Annotated in this window: 19 protein-coding genes; 3 read left to right on the top strand and 16 right to left on the bottom strand. The window is 30.3% G+C overall.

Annotated elements, in window-relative coordinates; translation table 11 throughout:
* Window positions 1-56: 56 nt before the first annotated feature.
* The 11 genes from LL038_RS19630 to LL038_RS19580 all read right to left on the bottom strand — a co-directional run bounded on the left by LL038_RS19630 (window position 57) and on the right by LL038_RS19580 (window position 9,273).
* On the bottom strand, window positions 57-1,388 hold the full coding sequence (locus LL038_RS19630) for a replicative DNA helicase (protein WP_216126401.1): 1,332 nt from the start codon (window positions 1,386-1,388) through the stop codon (window positions 57-59).
* Window positions 1,389-1,513: 125 nt separating this feature from the next.
* Window positions 1,514-3,418, bottom strand: coding sequence for a Lon family ATP-dependent protease (gene lonC, locus LL038_RS19625; protein ID WP_216126402.1), 1,905 nt, complete (start codon window positions 3,416-3,418; stop codon window positions 1,514-1,516).
* 70 nt (window positions 3,419-3,488) lie between these two features.
* Complete coding sequence (rplI, locus tag LL038_RS19620; RefSeq protein WP_071614778.1) at window positions 3,489-3,932, bottom strand: 50S ribosomal protein L9; 444 nt, start codon at window positions 3,930-3,932, stop codon at window positions 3,489-3,491.
* Window positions 3,932-5,923: a DHH family phosphoesterase gene (locus LL038_RS19615; RefSeq protein ID WP_216126403.1), complete on the bottom strand. Its 1,992-nt coding sequence runs from the start codon at window positions 5,921-5,923 to the stop codon at window positions 3,932-3,934. Before LL038_RS19615 ends, rplI begins: the two co-directional genes overlap by 1 nt.
* 14 nt (window positions 5,924-5,937) lie before the next feature.
* A complete protein-coding gene (locus tag LL038_RS19610; RefSeq protein ID WP_216126404.1) occupies window positions 5,938-6,945 on the bottom strand; it encodes a DUF2232 domain-containing protein in 1,008 nt (335 codons plus the stop codon).
* A gap of 15 nt (window positions 6,946-6,960) precedes the next feature.
* Entirely contained in the window at window positions 6,961-7,275 is a 315-nt protein-coding gene (locus tag LL038_RS19605; RefSeq protein ID WP_171298991.1) for a MazG-like family protein, read from the bottom strand.
* Window positions 7,276-7,591: 316 nt separating this feature from the next.
* Window positions 7,592-7,855: a 30S ribosomal protein S18 gene (gene rpsR, locus LL038_RS19600; RefSeq protein WP_071614782.1), complete on the bottom strand. Its 264-nt coding sequence runs from the start codon at window positions 7,853-7,855 to the stop codon at window positions 7,592-7,594.
* A 25-nt stretch (window positions 7,856-7,880) separates the two neighbouring features.
* Window positions 7,881-8,321, bottom strand: a complete 441-nt coding sequence (locus LL038_RS19595; protein WP_071614783.1) for a single-stranded DNA-binding protein — start codon at window positions 8,319-8,321, stop codon at window positions 7,881-7,883.
* Window positions 8,322-8,332: 11 nt separating this feature from the next.
* Window positions 8,333-8,620, bottom strand: coding sequence for a 30S ribosomal protein S6 (gene rpsF, locus LL038_RS19590; RefSeq protein WP_216126405.1), 288 nt, complete (start codon window positions 8,618-8,620; stop codon window positions 8,333-8,335).
* 96 nt (window positions 8,621-8,716) lie between these two features.
* Window positions 8,717-8,935, bottom strand: a complete 219-nt coding sequence (locus LL038_RS19585; RefSeq protein WP_375293039.1) for a DUF951 domain-containing protein — start codon at window positions 8,933-8,935, stop codon at window positions 8,717-8,719.
* Between the two features lie 86 nt (window positions 8,936-9,021).
* Window positions 9,022-9,273: a DUF3343 domain-containing protein gene (locus LL038_RS19580; protein WP_216126407.1), complete on the bottom strand. Its 252-nt coding sequence runs from the start codon at window positions 9,271-9,273 to the stop codon at window positions 9,022-9,024.
* A 340-nt stretch (window positions 9,274-9,613) separates the two neighbouring features.
* Between LL038_RS19580 and LL038_RS19575 the strand changes: the two genes are divergently transcribed.
* Genes LL038_RS19575 through yyaC form a run of 3 tightly spaced genes read left to right on the top strand, consistent with a single transcriptional unit; the run spans window position 9,614 to window position 12,481 of the window.
* The gene (locus LL038_RS19575; RefSeq protein WP_216126409.1) at window positions 9,614-10,768 is read left to right on the top strand and encodes an aminotransferase class V-fold PLP-dependent enzyme; all 1,155 of its coding nucleotides are present in this window, start codon (window positions 9,614-9,616) and stop codon (window positions 10,766-10,768) included.
* A 10-nt stretch (window positions 10,769-10,778) separates the two neighbouring features.
* Window positions 10,779-11,831: a sporulation integral membrane protein YtvI gene (gene ytvI, locus LL038_RS19570; RefSeq protein WP_216126411.1), complete on the top strand. Its 1,053-nt coding sequence runs from the start codon at window positions 10,779-10,781 to the stop codon at window positions 11,829-11,831.
* A 47-nt stretch (window positions 11,832-11,878) separates the two neighbouring features.
* Complete coding sequence (gene yyaC, locus LL038_RS19565; protein ID WP_216126437.1) at window positions 11,879-12,481, top strand: spore protease YyaC; 603 nt, start codon at window positions 11,879-11,881, stop codon at window positions 12,479-12,481.
* 48 nt (window positions 12,482-12,529) lie between these two features.
* Here the strand turns inward: yyaC and LL038_RS19560 are convergent, their stop codons facing one another.
* The 5 genes from LL038_RS19560 to noc form a co-directional block, all read right to left on the bottom strand.
* The gene (locus LL038_RS19560; protein WP_216108510.1) at window positions 12,530-12,787 is read right to left on the bottom strand and encodes a YkuS family protein; all 258 of its coding nucleotides are present in this window, start codon (window positions 12,785-12,787) and stop codon (window positions 12,530-12,532) included.
* An 80-nt stretch (window positions 12,788-12,867) separates the two neighbouring features.
* The gene (locus LL038_RS19555; protein ID WP_216126413.1) at window positions 12,868-13,371 is read right to left on the bottom strand and encodes a DUF4446 family protein; all 504 of its coding nucleotides are present in this window, start codon (window positions 13,369-13,371) and stop codon (window positions 12,868-12,870) included.
* A 39-nt stretch (window positions 13,372-13,410) separates the two neighbouring features.
* A complete protein-coding gene (locus tag LL038_RS19550) occupies window positions 13,411-14,259 on the bottom strand; it encodes a ParB/RepB/Spo0J family partition protein (protein ID WP_216126415.1) in 849 nt (282 codons plus the stop codon).
* Between the two features lie 5 nt (window positions 14,260-14,264).
* The gene (locus LL038_RS19545) at window positions 14,265-15,032 is read right to left on the bottom strand and encodes a ParA family protein (RefSeq protein WP_216126418.1); all 768 of its coding nucleotides are present in this window, start codon (window positions 15,030-15,032) and stop codon (window positions 14,265-14,267) included.
* Window positions 15,033-15,221: 189 nt separating this feature from the next.
* On the bottom strand, window positions 15,222-16,001 hold the full coding sequence (gene noc / locus LL038_RS19540; RefSeq protein WP_216126420.1) for a nucleoid occlusion protein: 780 nt from the start codon (window positions 15,999-16,001) through the stop codon (window positions 15,222-15,224).
* Window positions 16,002-16,038 lie beyond the last annotated feature (37 nt).

The following is a 16,038-nucleotide window of genomic DNA, read 5'->3' as shown; positions in this document are numbered from 1 at the left end:
CGCAAATAAAAATAGGATAACAAAATTTTATAAATTTTGTTATCCCATAATATTTATTAGTCCCTATGAATTACATCAAGCCTTGCAAATTTACTGAATTGGCCTATCCATGCAAGTTTTACTGTTCCTATAGGACCATTTCTTTGTTTTGCTATTATAAGTTCTGCTACATTTTTATCTTCCGTTTCCTCATTATAGTATTCATCTCTATATAAAAACATAACAAGGTCAGCATCCTGCTCAATAGATCCTGACTCTCTAAGGTCAGATAGCATAGGACGATGGTCTGTTCTTTGCTCTGGCGCACGTGATAGCTGTGATAATGCTATAACCGGACACTGCATCTCCTTTGCAAGAGCCTTAATAGATCTTGATATTTCTGATACTTCTTGTTGTCTACTTTCTGTATTGCTTCCAGTCATAAGTTGAAGATAATCTATGACTATCATATCAATTCCATGTTCCATTTTTAATTTTCTACATTTTGAACGCATATCCATAACAGAAGTTCCTGCTGTATCATCAATGAATATTTTAGCAGCCGCAAGTGGTCCGGATGCTTTTGCTATATTTTCCCAGTCTCTGTCTTCTAAATCACCATGTCTAAGCTTTGACATATCAACATTTGCTTCTGAACATAGTAACTTATATGAAAGTTGTTCTTTAGACATTTCCAGAGAAAATACAGCTACACTTTTACCCTGTCTTAAAGCTGCATATTCTGCTAAATTTAATGCGAATGTAGTTTTACCCATAGACGGCCTTGCTGCAATAAGGATCATATCACCCTTTTGAAATCCAGCTGTTTTATCATCAAGTTCTGGGAACCCACTAGATATACCAGTTGTTTCGCCTTTATTGTTAAAGATTCTTTCTATTTCTAGAAATCCTCGCTCAAGCACTGTGTTCATAGGCTCAAAGTCTCCTGCATTTTTTTTCTGTGATATGTTAAATACCTTTTGCTCTGCAAGATCCATTACTGCTTCTACGTCATCTTGTTTATTATAACAATTTTCTATAATCTCAGTAGAAGATTTAATAAGTTTTCTTAAAGTAGATTTATCCTCTACAATTTTTATGTATGAACTTAAATTAGCTGTGGAGGGTATTGAATTACTTATCTCTGAAATATAAGTAATTCCCCCTGAAGCTTCTAGTTTTTCAGCCGAACGTAAATGCTCAAGTAATGTAATCATGTCAATAGGTGTGTCCTTTTGATATAATTCATATATTGCGCTAAATATAACTTTATGAGAATCCCTGTAAAAATCATCGCCCTTTAAAACCTCTACCACTCTTGATATCGCGGTTTTATCTATAAGCATTGATCCAATTACTGATTGTTCTGCTTCTAAGTTATAGGGTAAACTTCTAAGGGGTGTATCCATTATCTATCTCTCCTAAATTAACCTTTTATGCCCTTCTAAAAATGCAGCACCGAAGGTGCTGCATTTTTAGGGCCATTAATTATAGTTTATTTTTAATAATTACATTATGTTAATGAACAGTAACTTTACGTTAATGAAAATACTAATTTCATTAATTCTTCGATGTTTGAAGCAGTTTTAGTATCAATATCTTTAAGGCCCGTAGGTACTTCTTTTTCATTATCACTAGGAAGTATAACTAGCTTAATACCTTTTCTTCTTGCACCATAAATCTTTTCAAATATACCGCCTACTGGTTTTATAATTCCTCTTAGAGATATCTCCCCTGTTACTGCAATGTCCTGCCTTAAAGGTTTATCTAAAAGTGAACTAATTATACATACGGTAATAGCTGCACCTGCAGATGGACCATCAATTTTACCTCCACCTACTATGTTTACATGTATATCATAATCATTAATATCTTTATTAGTCGTTTTTCTTATTACTGATGCAGCATTAAATACTGAGTCCTTAGCCATACTTCCAGCAGTATCATTAAACCTTACATGACCTTTACCTTTTTCCTTGGCTTCAAATACCGATGTTTCTATTTCTATAGTCGACCCTATATAGCCTGATACTCCAAGTCCATATATATGTCCAACTTCAGCTTTAACATCTTTATCTAACTCCTCATATGGAAACAATCTACTTATAGATATAACTTCTAGCAAGTCTTTCATATCAATTCTAACTTTAGACTCATCTAATAGTTCACTATTATGCAATACATATCCATAGGCATCTGCTAAAATATTTATAGCTTTTCTTCCTTCTATAGTATATCTACCAATAGTTTGTGCAACCCCATCTTCTATTTCAACTTCTAATTTAGAAGCAGCATTTACTACGATATTCTCTATATCCGTCGCAGCTAAAGGCTCAAAATAAACCTCAGTACATCTTGATCTTAATGCTGGATTTATTTCAGATGGTTCTTTGGTCGTCGCTCCTATTAAAACAAAATCTGCTGGTGCACCTTTATCAAATAGATATTTTATATATTTAGGTGTATTTTCATCTTCAGGATCATAATAAGATGATGAAAACTCAACTCGCTTATCCTCAAGAACCTTAAGTAACTTATTTTGAAGAATACTATCAAGTTCACCTATTTCATCAATAAATAAAACTCCTCCATGAGCTTCTGTTACAAGCCCTGGTTTTGGTTCTGGTATTCCACCCTCAGCTAAATCTCTTTTACTTCCCTGATATATCGGGTCATGAACTGAACCTAATAGCGGATTCGTTATTTCTCTTGGATCCCACCTAAGTGTTGTGCCATCTACTTCTACAAACTTAGCCTCTTTATCATAAATAGTATAACTTAGTTTTTTTGCTTCCTCAAGAGCAAGTCTCGCAGCCGTCGTCTTACCAACTCCTGGTGGTCCATAAAGAATAATATGTTGGGGATATGGCGATGCCATCTTGGATATCAAAGATTTTATAGCTCTTTCTTGACCAACTATTTCGCTAAAACTCTCTGGTCTTAACATTGCTTGTATATTTTTAGTAAGTTTTCTGCTATCAAGTGCTTTTAGGTCATCATATTTTTTAAGTGTTTTAGCATTTTCGGGACCCTTTTGTTTCTTAATTATCCCTAATCTAACTTCATCAATATATTTATCTTGTTTCTCCATTAGATTTTTTTCAACCTCTGCTTCAATCTTGTTTTGCACATATCTTTTGGCTATTTCATCAGTTAACCATACATTGGTGCTATCTAGCACCTCTTGTATGTTTTTTTCATTAGGCATCATATCTATTCCCTTACCATTGCTGATAATTTTATTTAAAGCATATAATCTTCTATATACGTCTTCACTTTTTATATGTTTTTGAAGTTTAAATTTTATAGTTTTAGCCTTAATACTACCTTCATCTATTACATTCCTCATTATTTCATACAAAACGTCGATTTGTGTATCTAATGGCAATTCATCTTTTATTAACTGTTCTGCATTTTTATCTTCGTATAATGTCTTCAAACTTAGTACGCCTTAATAAATTGTATTATCATTTATTTACTAAAGCGTTACCTCCCTTCGTTTTATATGATTATTCCTCACAAACAAGAACTTTAATTTTAGTAGATATTTCTGGATATATTTTAATCTCTACATCATAAGTTCCTAATAATTTTATTGTATCTGTTACTACTTTCTTTTTATCGATATCTAAATTACATTGCTTATTTAATGCTGAAGCTATATCTTTACTTGTAATCGCTCCAAAAAGTTTTCCATTTTCCCCTGCTTTACCAATTATTTTAACTACTTTATCTTTAAGTGCATTTGCTATGTTTTGTGCATCCTCAATTTCAGATGTTTTCTTTTTTCTTTCTATATCGTTCTTCTTATTTAGTATATGCATATTAGGATCAGTAGCTTCCTCTGCTAATTTCCTTGGGAATAAATAATTCCTCGCATATCCATCTGCAGCGTTTACTACATCACCCTTTTTACCCATACTTTTAATATCTTTTAATAATATAATTTTCATTATTTTTCATCCTCCTTTAAATATTTTTCTATAGCTTCTTTTAATTTATCTACTACTTCGGAAAGTTTCATCGAAGTAAATTTTGTGCCAGCCATAGTCATGTGTCCGCCCCCACCTAATGTTTCTAGTATTAACTGTACATTTATTTTTCCAAGGGACCTTCCACTAATGAATATTTCATCTTCTATTTTAACAATAACAAATGAGGCTTCAATACCCGTAATATTTAGAAGTTCGTCGGCGGCCTGAGCCGCAACTACTGTATCTTGTATTTCTTCTGGGCAAACTGCTATCGCAATTTCATTTTTAATCTCTGCCGATCTTATAATATCAGCTCTCTTTAAAAAAACATCTAGATCATCGGAAAACATTTTTTTAACATCCATAGTATCTGCACCATGACGCCTTAAAAAGGCTGCTGCTTCAAAGGTTCTAACTCCTGTTTTAAAACAAAAATTCTTTGTATCTACACATATTCCAGCTAAAAGGCTTACCGCTTCTATATGCCTAAGCGATGGCTTATCTACCATATATTGAATCATCTCAGTTACTAATTCGGCGGTAGATGATGCGTATGTTTCCATATAACTAAGCACTGTACCTTGTATAAAATCTTGTGCCTTTCTATGATGATCGATTATAACTACTTTCTCAACTTCTTTTACTATTTCTAAATTTTGTACGTGACTTGCATTATGAACATCTACTAATATAAGTAGACTATTTGAATTTTTAACATTTTTAAATCTCTCACCAGTTATAAAAGTATTTTTATACTGCTCATCATCAAGTATTATATCCATCATACTTTTTATTCCACTATTTATTCCTTCAAGAATAATATAACATTCTTTGCCTATACTCTTAATAACGCTATATAAACCAATAGCCGCACCTAAACAATCAGGATCAGCATTTTTATGACCCATGATAAAAATTATATTGCTCTCATTTACTAACTCCATTAATGCATGAGCTATAACTCTTGCACGGACTTTGGTCCTCTTCTCAACTTCTTTTGTTTTCCCACCAAAGAAAGATAATTTATCACCTTTTTTTACAACTACTTGATCACCACCACGACCTAATGCAAGTTCCTTCGCAGAAGTCGCAAATTCATAATTCTTCAGTGGTGTATCTTCGCCCCTACCAACGCCTATGCTTAAAGTAACTGCAAGTTTATTACCGTTACTTATCTCACGAACACTATCTAATATGTCAAATTTCTTTTCTATTTCTTTTTCAATGTACTTGTCTTGAACTATAATAACATACTTATTAGATGTATACTTCTTTACCATAGCATTAACACTCTGACTATAGCTATTTATTGTCCTCTCGATTTCTGCTACAAGCATTGGCGCTTTATCTTCTTCTGTAGTTTTTATAACATCATCAAGGTTATCAACTTCCACAAGCATTATACTTTCTCGATCACCATTAATACCATTAATAAGATTAGTTTTTTCAGTTATATCATAAAAATATAAGAGCATAATCTTATCTTTAACATTTTTATTCTCATTTGTATCCACAATATTTGTGTAGATTTCATAACATTTATTTTTTATTTTAATATTTGGAAATATATTCTTTTTACCCTCTAAAACTTGTTTTAAATTAAGTTCCTTTATTATGTCTCTAATGTTTTTGTTTAAAAGATCTTCCCCTTCGAGCATTGTTGTTACACTTTGATTGTACCATAAAACGTTTCCCGTATAACCAATTATTATTAATGGAAAGGGAAGTTTTACTAAAGTACTTGTAGTTGCTATATCCAGTTTAGATGAAAAATTTTCGATAAATATTTTCCATTCATTTTTTTTAATTTTAGAATTGTATATATTATACACTACAAGCATTGCGTATAAACCAAGCGCTACAAGTCCCACTTGAAAATGCCCATAATAAAATATTATATATATGAGTATGGCCATGGTCACCATATATATTTTATTATTAACATTAAAATAATTATATTTGTTATCCATAATTAGCACCCCAATTATTTTCTTCTGATTCTATATGGATCAAGCTTTCTAAAATCAAAAGCCATTTCCATGAGTCCTATTGAAAAGTAAATACTGCTTAGAGGAGAAATCATTGTTAAACCTAAAATCAATATTACTATTGGTTTAGATAATTTCTTTTTCACTCTTAAATAATATGTACTTGCTGCAAGTCCATTTACAATAAATACAATTTGCACCATAAGCTGAGAAGAACTTCGTATATACTTCCCACCGGTTATATTCTTTGATGCAAGAATTATGCCTATACATACCATCCCTATTAAAACAGCACCTACTATGTTAGAAACGCAAATTTTGCTAAAAGGTAATACTGGCTCCATCTTATATTTTAGCTTGTTTAGTATCGCTCTAGACACTATATAATTCAAATAAGCTGATATTAATGAGTTGATAAAAATAGCTGCTGGTATTATTGCCAAAAATAAAGCAACATCAATTTTATTTATCATTTCATAACTTCTATCTAAAACTTTTAATTGATCGGGTGTTATACCATTTTGCATATAAGTATTTTTTGCTCCATCAATTGAGATTTTCATCGCTTGTTTAATAACCCCAATGAATTTAGAACTAAAATCCATAAAATTGACTTTTGCTATGAATGACAAAGAAAAAGCTATTGTTAATACATTTGATATTGAACATGCTATAGTTAAAAATATTAAGGTTATAGATGGCCCTTTAATTTTCTTAACACAATAACCAAGTACTATGCCAATAGTGATACAAGGGATAGCTGCATATACTGCCCTTATTGGATTAAATAATATAGATGTTAAAATTATGCTGAGGAATACAGCAGTAACTGTTACCTTCTTATTATACCTTATATAAAGTATTGCTACAGGAATTGGTAATATTAATGTTCCTATAAATGATATCATTGGCAAGTAGCTCGTTAAAATCATTATTACCGAAATTATAACAGATATAAGAGCGGCCTCTACAATAGCCTTTGTACTATAATTTCTATTTTCCATCTTATCCTCCATTACTTATCGACCCTTTAGGTGCGTATAGAGCTTACTTAAGTCCTTTCCTTCCTTTTCTATATTATCTCCCTCAACTATTCCCACCTTTAGCTTCTTTTTCATGCTCTCATCCACTTCAATATTGGAATATCCTAACCTTTCACCTAATATATATAAGAGTATTATTGCCCCTGAAATACAATCGAGTATTGCATCCTGAGCAACATTACTTCCTTTACTTAGCAACTTGAAGAAATCACCTATTATACATAATAGCTCAGCCTTCAAACTTTCAATTAACTTAACATTAGACATTATATTAAAATCATCCCTTTTCATAGTATATCATCTCCCCTTGTAGGCTTATGCTTATAACTCTATTTTAGTTAGTTTTCTATATTTATGCAACTAAAGTTTGTTTCGATATAAACAATAATCAACCAACATCCAATATTTGCATGTTTACATTTTATGGGTTGCAATTATAAGTATACTACAAATTACACTTGATGATATATAATTTTACATTTATATTTTCATTATTAATAAAAATATTTAATTTAGCTTTAAAAAAATAAAAGCAGCCACCTTAAGGCGCTGCTTTTAGTCATTTATTATGTATAGTAAAACCTTTCTATTTACTAGTAAAAGTTTTCTATTCAGTAGTAAATGGTAGTAATGCTATATTTCTTGCTCTTTTTATAGATACAGTAAGCATTCTTTGATGTTTTGCACAGTTTCCAGAAATTCTTCTAGGAAGAATCTTTCCTCTTTCTGTAACATATTTTCTTAATTTATTTATGTCTTTATAGTCGATTGCAGTTGCCTTATCCATACAGAAAGCACAAACTTTTCTTTTCATTCTCTTTCTGTTACCACCGGCACCGCCGCCGCTTCTTTTATGATCATTCATAGCCATTATTTTTTTCCCTCCTTACCTAATATTAGAATGGTATATCTCCATCATCAATTGGTGTTATATCGCTAGCACTTCCAAAATCATTAGATTTAGTATTTGCTTCGCTACTATTTCCACCTTGATTAGTATTCGTGTCTGACGATTTATTTCCTCCCCATTCAAGGAAGTCAACTTCATCAGCAATTACTTCAGTAACATATCTCCTAGTTCCATCTTTAGCCTCATAATTTCTAGTTTGAATGTTTCCAGAGACGCTTAAAAGCTTGCCTTTACTCATGTAATTAGCAGTAGCTTCGGCTTGCTTTCCAAATACCACTATTGGTATAAAGTCTGCATCTGGTTGACCTTCTCTTTTAAATCTTCTATTAACGGCTACAGTGAAAGTGGCTACAGCTGTTCCTGTTCCTTGAGCAAATTTAAGCTCAGGATCTTTTGTTAATCTACCAACTAAAACAACTTTATTCATAAAAGCACCACCTATTTTTCTGGATTTATTATGATATGTCTTATAACACTGTCAGTAATTCTGAATACTCTATCTAATTCTTTAGGTAATTCTGGATTTGCATTGAAATTGATTAATGTATAGTGACCTTCACCAACTTTTTGTATTTCATAAGCTAGTTTTCTTTTGCCCCACGCATCAACATTTTCAATTTCTCCACCATTATTTTCTATTACACCTTTAAACTTTTCAACGTTAGCTTTAACAGCTTCTTCGTCTAATGAAGGATGTAATATGAATATAGTTTCATATTTTCTCATTAATTTCACCTCCTCCCCTCGGACTAACGGCCATGCATTGCACGGCAGGGATTACAATAATAGATTATATCATTTAATTCAAAAAAAATCAAGTAATTATTCCTTAGTAATTCCTTTTTCTTTATTTAATTTATTTTCTTTTATTACTTTCTTTACTCCTGAGTCAAACTTAACTCTTGGAAGCATAACTATTCTCGCACACCCTAAACATTTTATTTTAATATCTGCACCCAATCTAATTATTTCCCAGTCTTTACTACCACAAGGGTGAACTTTTTTCATTTCAACAATATCTCCTAAATTAAATACTTTCATCAAACATCCCACCTTCCCTTAATTGTTAATCCATCTTTTTTAAAGCTGTTCATAATTTTTTTCAAACTATATTATAATAATTTAAACTATATGGTAATATTTTCTATACTTTCCCCATTATTCATAAAAATTTCCTTCACTTTAATGTTTTCTGCTTTTATGAGGTTAATGATGCCTTGAATGTCTTCTTCATATACCTTTAAACTAATTCCACAACTTTTAGTTATATATGTTGGCGTCGGAATAACTACTACTTTAATTTGTTTTTTTACAGTTTCCCTTTCAGCTTTCATAGCTTCATGTGTATTTTGAAACGTTACTATATAATGCTTACTCATTATTTTTCACCCTATTTCTTTACCTTATAGTTTTTATGTTTTCTAAAGCTGTTCGGTTCATGTACATTTACCTAACTTTCGATTATAATATTGTATTATATGGAAATTAAAAAATATATATTTTTATTGAAATGACCATGGTTTTTATCTTATATAAAATTATACATCTATCACATATAATAAACTTTACCAACAATATATTTTTTATAGATAATTTTATTATAATCTATTTATAGTTTTAATTATAGGAAAACAGCATCTAAACCTTATTATTTGCAATATTTTATTTCCTATAGTTATAATCAGAATATTAATCTACTGTTTAAAATTGGAGGAACTTATGAAAATATATTTAGATAATGCCGCAACTACATTCCCTAAGCCACCAAAAGTATATACATCAATGATGAATTATATGATGAATATTGGATCAAATCCAGGTAGAGGAGCATCTAGCACTTCTCTCGCTGGAAACAGAGTTATTTTAAATTGCAGATACGCATTAATGGATTTCTTTCATTTTGATAAAGTTGAAAATGTAATCTTCACTCCAAATGTTACTACTTCATTAAACACTCTTATAAAATCTTGTGTACAAAAAGGCTGGCACATAATAACCTCATCAATGGATCACAATGCTACTCTAAGGCCCTTAAGTTCTCTTTGCAAGCAAGGCATAATAGAACTAGATATAATTCCTTGTTTAAAAAATGGTTTAATCAATGTTGATGACTTTGTAAATACACTTAAACCTAATACAAAATTAGTTGTTTTATCTCAAGCATCAAATATTATTGGAAGCATTCAGCCACTCGAGGCTATAGGCAAAATATGCAAAGACAAAGATATATATTTTATTATAGACGTCGCTCAAACTGCCGGTGTAATACCCATTGATTTTTATAAATTAAATTGTAATGCCCTAGCTTTTACAGGACATAAAAGTTTACTTGGGCCTCAAGGCACAGGTGGCTTTTTAATTGATAATAAATTAAATGAAATATGCTCATCGTATATAGAAGGGGGAACAGGTAGTCTGTCGTCAAGCATTATTCAACCAAATTTTTTACCTGATAAATTTGAAAGCGGTACATTAAATGCCCCAGGTATAGCAGGACTTTTAGAAGGTATTAATTATATTAATGACAGAGGAATAGACTCTATTCGCGAAAATGAAGAATTTTTATGTAAAAAACTTATAGATGGGCTTTTAAATACTACTTCCATTAATGTTTATGGTGATCCCTGTGCTTCTACAAGAGCCTCTACAATCTCTATCAATTCAACTAAAATCGACAATTCCCAGCTTGGCTTTATGCTAGATAATGAATATGGAATTACAACAAGAACTGGCCTGCACTGTGCACCACTTGCTCATAAAAGTATTGGAACTTACCCCTCCGGTACTTTAAGATTTGGCATTGGTCCTTTTAATAATAGCAAAGACATTGACTATACGCTTAGATCTCTTAATTCTATTATTAGAAAGGTGTGATTTTATTTACATGGAAAATATTCTAAAAAAAATAGATAAATTAACTATCTTCTTCGTCTTATATACATTTGTTTTTATAATCTTTTTTGGAACTATAGTTTATACGCTTCCCTTTGTATTCGCCTTTATTTTAGCCTCATTCCTTAAAAAACCAACAAGATATTTAATGATAAATTTCAGGATAAAAAATGCTACAGCTTCATTACTTACAACAAGCATATTCTTCACTTTTATTATTATATTGTTTTCTTTAATTATCACCACTTTAACCTCAGAATCAATACAACTTGGAAAGAACATTCAATCATATATCACCTTAAACAAAGAAATCCTATTGAATTTTTTTAATAATTTACAAAATTATTATAAGAATTTAGATCCAAGTATAATTAGTAATATTGAATCCAATATTACTAATTATATAACTAAAACCATAAATATTGGCATGAACGCTTCCACAAAAATATTTTCGCAAACTTTAGGTTTTGTATCCACTATCCCTTATGTTTTAATGGTTTTATTATTTACGCTACTTACTACATATTTTTTCACAAGGGATTTGTCGTCTTTAAATAGAAAAAGCTTTAATATAATTCCCCCTAAAAGTGAAGATAGAATCCATTATATATTCGATGAATCAAAAAAAATGCTTAAAAACTATTTACTTTCTTACTTACTTATAATAACTATAACATTTTTAGAAACATTAGTTGTTTTCTTAGTTTTCAAGGTAAAATACGCTGTAACCTTAAGTATATTATGTGGCATATTTGATCTACTCCCCATTTTTGGTATAGGAGCTGTATATCTTCCCATAATAATAATATTTTTTATCTCTAAAAATGTTATTGCAGCTTTAGGCCTTCTAATATCTTATATAATTATAACTATAATAAGACAGGTTATTGAACCTAAGATTGTGTCTCAATCACTAGGTCTTCACCCAGTCGCAGTGCTTGTTGCTATCTTTATAGGGCTTAAAGCAAATGGTATTGTCGGAATATTATTTTGTATGTTTTTATTAGTCTCTTACAATATATTGAAAAAGGTTGATGTATTATAGAATATAAAAGCTCCTATGTGGTTAAAATCCAAATAGGAGGTTTTATTATTATGGATAAAGTTGTTTTAGATTCTATGTCAAGAGATTGTACCTTTAAATTAAGAGATATTATAAGTCAATATATTTTCCCTATAGTTAAGTCATCGCGTCCCATTGTTGTTTTATGTATTGGCACAGACAGATCTACAGGAGATAGTTTAGGACCACTCGTTGGAAATAAACTAAATTTTCTAATTAGGAACAAAATTCATATTTATGGTAATCTTGAATGCCCAGTTCATGCAAAAAATTTATGCGAAACAATTGATGAAATTAACTATACATATACCAATCCTTATATTATTGCGATTGATGCTTGCCTTGGAAGTTTACAAAATGTAGGTAAAATAGTAGTTGAAGAAAAACCCTTAAGCCCCGGTGCCGCTATGAACAAAGACCTACCTAAAGTTGGCGATCTAAGCATAACTGGAATTGTAAATATATCCGGCGCCTTTGAATTTATGGTTCTTCAAAACACAAGGCTATACACAGTAATGATACTTGCTGACGCCATTTCTAAAGGTCTTTATCATTCAGTGCTAAAAACTATTGGTGGTATAAAATTAAATTCAATCTATGATGATTCTAATATAAATAATGTTGAAGGATAATTTTTTATTAAATTAAAGACATCCACTTAAAAAGCAGATGTCTTTATTTTAAAATATTGAACTATATACTCTAGTCGTTAATATATACTCGATTTCATCTATGGATTTACTTCCACTATCGACAATTAAAGTTCCCTCTCTCTTTGTACTACTTTGCATCATTAAGTTTTTAAGACCGCCTTCTTTAAGGTTACATATTATTGCATCACAGCAGGTATTATTATCTGTGTTGTTTATCACCGTGTAACCCCTTTGAGTTAATTCATCTTGTAAATATTCAAGATCATGTGAAACACATATTACCATAAAAAACCTCTTTTGTTTTTAGTGTGCCACAAAAAAGAATTTTTATTACTAATATTCTAATATACTTTTAAATACTTTTGCTATTTTCTTGCTTTTACAGCTTGCTCTAATGCTTCGCTTTCTTCATCTGATAATTCATACCTAGATATTCCCTTGTCTACTGGCTTAGCATAAGTAGTACTCTCATCTCGTCCATAAATGCTTGTTAATATAAACCCATTACTATTTCCATCAAGCAATGCTATAGAAAAACTTAAATCACTACCCATATCATCAAATGCCTTATATCTTATAATTGAAGTTTTTTGTATACAAGTTTTTAAATCTCCATCTATTCTTTCATACATTTGTCTTACATTTCTATTTTGGTCTTTAACTTCATCTACTTTATCTAAATACGATATAACCATATCTTCTAAATTTTTATTGTCTACACCTCTCATTAACTTCCTGTATTTACTTTCTAATTTATTTAAAGCTATATATGTTATTGCAACTAATATAATTAGTATAAGTACAAGAACAATAAGTCCTATTACTATATATAATTCAGAATTTTTTATAAAATTAATTATGTTCTCCATTATAAGCTACTTCCTCTCAAATATGTTTCACGTGAAACATTATATATTAAAAACTTCTAATATTCTTTCAAAATCTTCCTCTGAATAATACTCAATTTCTATTTTGCCCTTGTTTTTATTTTTAGCATTAATAATAACCTTTGTACCAAAACGACCCTCTAATTTACTCGTTATATCTTTATAATATATATCATTATCGTTACTAACCACTTTTTCAATCTTTTTATTTTCAAAGTTTTTCACTAATTTTTCGGTTTCACGTACATTAAGACTATCCTCTATAACCATTTGGGAAACTTGATATTGAAGTTCTTTGTCATTTATTCCAAGTATTGCCCTCCCATGACCCTCTGAGATTACTCCATCCATTATATAATCTTGAACCCTTTCATCTAAGTTTAATAACCTCATAGTATTTGATATAGCTACTCTTGACTTAGATACCTTCTTGCTAATTTCTTCTTGAGTAAGATTAAAATCTGACAATAATTTCTTATACGCAATAGCTTCTTCTATAGGATTTAAATCCTCTCTTTGAATATTCTCTATTAATGATATCTCTAACACTTCTTTATCAGTTATATTCATAATAATTGCTGGTATTTCCAAGAGACCAATACTTTTAGCTGCTCTAAATCTTCGCTCACCTGCTACAACTATATATATATTGTCTTCTTTATTTAAAATAATAGGTTGAATCACACCATGTTCTTTTATTGATTGAGCCAATTCAAATATTTTTTCTGAATCAAAATTTTTTCTCGGTTGATCCTTATTAGCCTTAATTAAATTCATTGGTATTTTAAAAACAGTAGAACTATCTTCAATAATTTCTTCTTCTGGTATTAAAGCCCCTAGTCCTTTGCCTAGGCCAAATTTCTTGCTCAATATTATCATCTCCCTTGTCTATCTAAAAACTCACTTGCTAAGTCTTCGTAAGCGCGCGCTCCTTTGCACTTATCATCATAAAGCATGATTGGTAATCCAAAACTCGGGGATTCAGCCAATCTTATATTTCTCGGTATTGTTGTTTTATAAACTTTGTCATTAAAATATTTTTTCACCTCTGCCACTACCTCATTACATAATTTTGTTCTATTATCATACATACTTAAAATTATACCCTCAATTTCCAATTTTTTATTTAAAGATTTTTTAACTAATTGAATGGTATTTACTAATTGTCCAACACCTTCTAAAGCGTAAAATTCGCATTGGATAGGTGTAAGAACACTAGTCGCCGCTGTAAGAGCATTTATCGTTAAAATTCCGAGTGATGGAGGACAATCTATAAAAATATAATCAAACTTACCTTGAATTTCTTTAAGCTTTTCTTTTAATATATTTTCACGATTATTTATATTTATAAGTTCTACTTCTGCACCCGCAAGTTCCATTGTTGAAGGTACTATGTATAGATTATTTACTAGTTCACATTCTATTATAGTATCATTAATAGAAATATCTGAAGTTAACAAGTCATAAGTTGATAAACTTATTTTTTTCTTATCAATTCCGAGTCCACTTGTAGTATTCCCCTGAGGATCAATATCTATTGTTAAAATCTTTTTCCCTTGCATTGCTAAGTAAGAACATAAATTTATATTTGTAGTAGTTTTACCTACCCCTCCCTTTTGGTTGAAAATACATATTGTTTTCATGACTACACCTACCCTTCATAATATTATTTATACGTGTATAAGCTTATATTGTTAAATACATAGACTTATATAATGTACTATATAGTTCATTATATATTTATGTTAAATATTTTAATAGTACTTTTTTGAATTTTTCAAAAAAATATAAAAAAGCAGAATGTTTCACGTGAAACATTCTGCTTTTTAAAATCATTTTTTAGGTATTCTAATTGTTACTTCTATACTATCCTCTAATTCCTTAGACTTATATTCCGCATTTATGCCGTATTTATCAAAAACTTGTTTAATAGTATTTATGTAAACTCTAGGCGCGAAAATTCCTTTTATCTTTTTCTTTCCATCAGCCGCCACTTCACTTCTACATAATTTCAATAATTCTTTTTCAATAAGTTCTTCTGTATTTTTGACATTAAGTGATTTACTAACTACTATTTTCAGTACTTTTTTTTGAAGATTTATATTAGGTAATCGAAGCAATGCTCTAGCATGCCTCTCTGTAAGCTTATGCTCCACTAAAATACTAGTTATTTCTTTATCCAATTTAAGTAATCTTAATTTATTTGCAATTGTTGATTGTTTCTTACCTATCATTTGTGCTAACCGTTCTTGTGTATATGAATGATCTTGTATAAGATTATAATAAGCCATAGCCTCTTCTAAAAAATTCAAATCTTCTCTTTGTAAATTTTCTAGAAGTGCAATTGCTGCAGATTCTTTATCTGTTATATCTACAATAATTACCGGAACTTGTTCAAGTCCTATTTTTTTTGCTGCTCTTAGTCTTCTTTCCCCAGCAACTAATTCATACCTGTTTTCCCCGCTTTTTCTAACTGTTAGTGGTTGAATTATTCCATAAGATTTTATTGACTGCGACAGTTCCTCAATAGTTTCTTCATTAAAGTGCTTTCTAGGTTGATACGTATTTGGAGAAATTAATTCTATAGATACGTGATTTACATTATTTTGCATAATATACCATCCCTCAATTTTTCCTTTTTCAATTTTT

The sequence above is a fragment of the Clostridium estertheticum genome, from assembly GCF_026650985.1.
GTDB lineage: Bacteria > Bacillota > Clostridia > Clostridiales > Clostridiaceae > Clostridium_AD > Clostridium_AD estertheticum_C.
Note: the sequence above shows the minus strand (reverse complement) of the source record. Positions and strands in the feature narration are given on the sequence as shown.

What these genes read in the sequence shown, in the direction of transcription:
- LL038_RS19630 (WP_216126401.1), bottom strand. Translation starts at nt 1,388, where the DNA reads ATGGATACACCCCTTAGAAGTTTACCCTATAACTTAGAAGCAGAACAA.
- ytvI (WP_216126411.1), top strand. Translation starts at nt 10,779, where the DNA reads ATGGAAAATATTCTAAAAAAAATAGATAAATTAACTATCTTCTTCGTC.
- LL038_RS19615 (WP_216126403.1), bottom strand. Translation starts at nt 5,923, where the DNA reads ATGGATAACAAATATAATTATTTTAATGTTAATAATAAAATATATATG.
- rplI (WP_071614778.1), bottom strand. Translation starts at nt 3,932, where the DNA reads ATGAAAATTATATTATTAAAAGATATTAAAAGTATGGGTAAAAAGGGT.
- LL038_RS19560 (WP_216108510.1), bottom strand. Translation starts at nt 12,787, where the DNA reads ATGGTAATATGTGTTTCACATGATCTTGAATATTTACAAGATGAATTA.
- LL038_RS19580 (WP_216126407.1), bottom strand. Translation starts at nt 9,273, where the DNA reads ATGAGTAAGCATTATATAGTAACGTTTCAAAATACACATGAAGCTATG.
- LL038_RS19555 (WP_216126413.1), bottom strand. Translation starts at nt 13,371, where the DNA reads ATGGAGAACATAATTAATTTTATAAAAAATTCTGAATTATATATAGTA.
- LL038_RS19610 (WP_216126404.1), bottom strand. Translation starts at nt 6,945, where the DNA reads ATGGAAAATAGAAATTATAGTACAAAGGCTATTGTAGAGGCCGCTCTT.
- LL038_RS19545 (WP_216126418.1), bottom strand. Translation starts at nt 15,032, where the DNA reads ATGAAAACAATATGTATTTTCAACCAAAAGGGAGGGGTAGGTAAAACT.
- LL038_RS19595 (WP_071614783.1), bottom strand. Translation starts at nt 8,321, where the DNA reads ATGAATAAAGTTGTTTTAGTTGGTAGATTAACAAAAGATCCTGAGCTT.
- LL038_RS19605 (WP_171298991.1), bottom strand. Translation starts at nt 7,275, where the DNA reads ATGAAAAGGGATGATTTTAATATAATGTCTAATGTTAAGTTAATTGAA.
- LL038_RS19575 (WP_216126409.1), top strand. Translation starts at nt 9,614, where the DNA reads ATGAAAATATATTTAGATAATGCCGCAACTACATTCCCTAAGCCACCA.
- noc (WP_216126420.1), bottom strand. Translation starts at nt 16,001, where the DNA reads ATGCAAAATAATGTAAATCACGTATCTATAGAATTAATTTCTCCAAAT.
- rpsR (WP_071614782.1), bottom strand. Translation starts at nt 7,855, where the DNA reads ATGGCTATGAATGATCATAAAAGAAGCGGCGGCGGTGCCGGTGGTAAC.
- LL038_RS19585 (WP_375293039.1), bottom strand. Translation starts at nt 8,935, where the DNA reads ATGAAAGTATTTAATTTAGGAGATATTGTTGAAATGAAAAAAGTTCAC.
- rpsF (WP_216126405.1), bottom strand. Translation starts at nt 8,620, where the DNA reads ATGAGAAAATATGAAACTATATTCATATTACATCCTTCATTAGACGAA.